The sequence below is a fragment of the Candidatus Atribacteria bacterium genome, from assembly GCA_011056645.1.
Lineage (GTDB): Bacteria > Atribacterota > Phoenicimicrobiia > Phoenicimicrobiales > Phoenicimicrobiaceae > Sediminicultor > Sediminicultor quartus.
Genome location: DSEL01000124.1, coordinates 1 through 4,333, shown reverse-complemented (window position 1 = coordinate 4,333; position 4,333 = coordinate 1). Strand labels below are relative to the sequence as shown.

At 33.8% G+C, this 4,333-nt stretch carries 4 protein-coding genes; 1 reads left to right on the top strand and 3 read right to left on the bottom strand.

What is annotated here, in order from left to right; translation table 11 throughout:
• Positions 1-248: 248 nt before the first annotated feature.
• The gene (locus ENO17_05085) at positions 249-521 is read right to left on the bottom strand and encodes a hypothetical protein (protein ID HER24405.1); all 273 of its coding nucleotides are present in this window, start codon (positions 519-521) and stop codon (positions 249-251) included.
• A 601-nt stretch (positions 522-1,122) separates the two neighbouring features.
• Positions 1,123-1,665: a flavodoxin gene (locus tag ENO17_05080; GenBank protein ID HER24404.1), complete on the bottom strand. Its 543-nt coding sequence runs from the start codon at positions 1,663-1,665 to the stop codon at positions 1,123-1,125.
• Between the two features lie 150 nt (positions 1,666-1,815).
• Between ENO17_05080 and ENO17_05075 the strand changes: the two genes are divergently transcribed.
• Positions 1,816-2,679 (top strand): DMT family transporter, encoded by an 864-nt coding sequence (locus ENO17_05075; protein HER24403.1) that lies wholly within the window; start codon positions 1,816-1,818, stop codon positions 2,677-2,679.
• A gap of 108 nt (positions 2,680-2,787) precedes the next feature.
• Here ENO17_05075 and ENO17_05070 read toward each other — a convergent pair.
• On the bottom strand, positions 2,788-4,333 hold a 1,546-nt coding region (locus tag ENO17_05070; protein HER24402.1), incomplete at its 5' end, for a diguanylate cyclase.

The window sequence follows — 4,333 nt, the reverse complement described above, 5'->3', positions numbered from 1 at the left end:
TCTCTCCGGCACAGTTAAAGTCTTTGATGATAAAATCCTGACCGTGATCTTTGGCCTCATAGATAGCCACGCCGCTACTCATATTGTTAAACAATTCTTTGAATCGGTTTTCACTCTGCTGTATGGCTTCTATGACTTGTTTACGTTCGGTGATATCTCTGCCTAAGGCCACCGAGGCGATGACGCTGCCTTGCGGGTTCTTCAGGTTATAGGAATTCCAGGAGATAAGTTTTATCTAGCCATCCTTGCTATTCTGCGTTCCCATAAGTTTTTCGATCTAGCAAGTCATAAATCGGTTTTTTATCACGTGTGAATAAGTAGACACCGATAATATGCCCGGCAGAAGAATCAACTAAATCCCAATTGTTAATATCATTCGTGTTTTTTAGATATTGGTCATATATTTTCTTTATATCTTCCTCATCTGCTCTTCTAAAAAGATCTACTAATAGGAAAAGAGCAAATAAGCGTTCTTTATGAAATGGTGATTGGAGGAATTCAGAGGCTTCCTCCTTAGATATCGTTTTATATTTTTTTGCCTATTTTTTTGAATTCTTCTTTTAGGGTTTTGAATCATGATTTTTTCTACCTTATACCTTATAAATTGCCAATACTAACAAACACCTCTTGACCAAACTTAAAATTTGGCGTATGAACTAAAATCATCTTTATAATTTTATCAGAATTGTTTTTATATTTGAATCTTTCACCTTTTTTTATTACGCATAAATAATCAGTAGATAAACATATTCTTTATCGTTTATTATAAAATTAATTTCCTCTGCTATTATGTAATAATATTTATCTAATCTTTTTGACCATGATAATTTATGACTGATTGCTCTATTTCGTTTTCTTTTATAATCATTTTATTTCCCTTCCAACAGCGTCTCAAGCTTTTTTAATATTTCCAGGACCGCATCACCTCTATTTGGAATAAAATTGCCCGCCATCACCAGGTCTCTTTTCCGACCGGTGCCCCGGTAGCAAATTCTCCGTGAATGCATTTGATTCTTTAAAGGATCTCATCTATAATTTAGGAAACTTCTTATTTGGATATAATCACTTAAGAAGATACGGGAGGACTTTCATATATAACCCCTTATGAAAAGCTAGAAAAAGTTAGCGAACTATTGAGCTATTACAGCCGTCCCCTGTTTTTCCGGCCAGGCTGCTTGCCCAGGTACGAATCTTCACCCAATCCCGCAGGTCACTTGCCGGTATCTTCTTGAGGGCGGGAATGAGATTATAGGGGAAGCGCAGCTTGGTCGGATCAAACTTTCCGCCCACTATTTCAATAGAGACCGGAGTAAGCCAGGGGAATTTAGCTAGTTCCGAATCTAATTTTTCCCGTACTTCCTGCCATTCCTTCCCGTCTACTTGGCCAAAGGGGCCACCAGCAAAAATAGCTAGCGGTAAATGGCCGGTCAGAATTTCCCGGTACTCCGACAAAAAATGAAGCGCTTCCTTATGCCAGTGGAACATATAGAATGGGGCACCCAGGACTACTCCACTATATCCTTCAATTGTCTTCACCTTCCGTATCGGTTCACAATCCACAGTCAGCCCTTGGCTGCGTAGCGTCTCTGAGATCACCTCGGCTATTTCCTGCGTAGAACCATAGGAAGTAGCATAGGCTACGAGAACCTTAGTTTTGGTTTCCATCTGATTTATTCTCCTTTATCTCCCTATTTTAAATAAGGTATTATATATGGAACTTTTTATTGATATGTTTTTTGTAACTTTTTTTGTTTAAATTACGTAAATATTCTGTTATGATTATTGTTAGTGTTAATAAAAATACTTGAGGTAAAAATGATTCCTAAAAGATTAATCTATAGCTCTATTGTCACAATTTTAATATCCTTTTCTATTTTTATTAGAAAAATAGCCTTGATTAAAGGTGTAACACCTATTACTTTGTTGATTCAATTTGTATTAATCGCATCTATTATACTGAATATAAATCTTATTATTTTCCATAGAGGACACATAAAAAAAATCAGGAATATTCAATATAAAGAATGGAAAAATACATTTTTTGCTGGATCTTTTCTCTTTTTTGCTTATTTCATCAGCAACTACAGCCTTAGATTCACAACTTCAATTAATTATAGTTTTCTTAATAAAAGTAACTTAATCTTTATTCCCCTTCTGGCTTTTTTCTTTCTTCACGAAAAACTAACCAAAGAAAAAATATTTCTTGCCTTTGCTTTTTTTATCGGTATTTACCTGGTTACCACCAGCGGACAATTTATTATTCCTCATTTTGGTGATTTATTAGTCATAGTAGCTACTTTCTTTTTTTCCTCTTTTTCTATCGTAAATAAGAAACTGATAAAAATTCTTGAACCAGAAATTGTAAGCTGGGGAATCCTTTCTTGTGCTGCTATCCTGGCTTTAATCTTCAGTTTTATTTTTAAGATCAATATATTTTCTTCGAAAGGAATCCTGTTGGTATTTCTTTCCGGTATAGCAGAGGGATTTGTTATTCTTTTTATCAATAAAACTATTCGAATTACTAATATGACTTATTATGTTATGATGATTATGTTTACTCCGCTTATCAATTTAATCCTGGGCGTTTTATTCTTAAATGAGATGATTAATTTTATCCAATTGATCGGAGGGTCTATCCTAATTATCAGTGGAATCATGGTTCAGAGATTAAGAGATTAAAACTTTTTAAGGGTATAAAAAATTAGCTTAAACCATTATTCTATCATTTGAGGATGATTTCCTCTTTTTTTACTTATAATCAATAAAAATGAAATAATTGGGTATAATTTAAAGCAAAATATGTAAAAAATCTTGCACCAGTTTAGGGTCAAACTTTTTTCCTGCTTCATCTTGCAATTCTTTTATTGCTTCTTCTTTTCTAAGTTTGTCGCGATAAGGCCTATTAGAAATAAGTGCCTGATAAGCATCTACTAAAGCAATCAGCCTGGCTTCTGTAGATATTTGCTCCCCGGATAATCCATTTGGATATCCTTTTCCATCCCAGGTTTCTCGAATTTCTCTAATTACAGGGATAATATTTTCTAAACCTCTAATATATTTTATTATCCTAATGCTATTTTCAGCATTTCTCTTGATAATTTCCCATTCTTCTTGATTTAAAGGGGCAGGCTTATTTAAAATGTATTCCGGAGTAATAAGCTTACCTATATCATATAAATGAGATGCTGTCTTGATTATTCTAATACTTTTTTCTCCCAATCCTATACTTTTAGCAAATAGTGAAGCCTGCTCTGCTACGTGCATAGCATGCTCACTAGTATATCCATCTTTTAGGTTCACAGTTTTAGCCAGAGCATTGATTATTTCAGGAAGAAGGTCTTCTTCATAAAAATTTGTTTCGTTTACCTTTGCTTTCCACTGATTCCAGATATAGACTTTTTTCCCCATTGAACTATGTTTAGCGAAAACCATGCTTCGATCAGCTTTTACTAAAATATCTTCAATAGTGTTGCTATGAATTGGATAAGATGCTATTCCAATACTTAAATTTAATAAATGTGTAGAGACCTTAGCTTCCATTGCTTTCATAAAATCCTTGTTTACTCTTATTGCTATTCTTTCCGCTTGGGAGGGGTCTGTATTGGGAAGAAGAACAACAAATTCATCTCCACCATATCTACAGAGGGTATCTTCTTTTCTTAGAGAAGATTCTATGGACTTTGCTGTCTGACAGAGAAGTCTATCTCCCTCTGTGTAGCCTTCTATTCTATTATAATTTTTAAATCTATCTATATCGCAAAATAAAAAAGAAACACATCCTTTTTTACGTGAGCATATTGTAATTTCTTCCTGTGCCCTGGTTAAAAAATAAATCCGAGAATAAAGACCAGTCAGCCCGTCTCTAATGGAGCTTTCTTGTAGATGCTTTTGATATCTCATCCTTTCCATAATGGCTGCAATTTGTTCTGTAAGCATATTCATTATTCTATTTTCTTTATTGTTCCAAATCTTCCTTTTCTTACTGAAAACGGTAATTATACCGATTAGTTTGCCATCTGCTTTCACTGGAGAGCATATGAGAGAAATCACCCCTTCTTTCTTTAGTATCTCAGGTAAGAAAATACTGTAATCCTGCTCTATATTTGAAGAAGAGAAAGTCTGACTAATTTTGATGTTTTTATTTATTAATTCTTCCTCTATCTTTAGAGATATTTTTGATATATTTTCCTTACTGAGATTATATCCCTTCATTAAATTTGGATTCTTATCTTGTATTATCCAAATAAAGGAAGAATCTCCATTTAATAACCGGGTTACTTCTTTTGAAAAGCCGGAGATAATTTGTTCTAGATTTTTAGCTTTAGATATGAGC

Excerpts from the sequence above, each read along its gene's own strand:
- ENO17_05080 (HER24404.1), bottom strand. The coding sequence starts at position 1,665 with ATGGAAACCAAAACTAAGGTTCTCGTAGCCTATGCTACTTCCTATGGT.
- ENO17_05075 (HER24403.1), top strand. The coding sequence starts at position 1,816 with ATGATTCCTAAAAGATTAATCTATAGCTCTATTGTCACAATTTTAATA.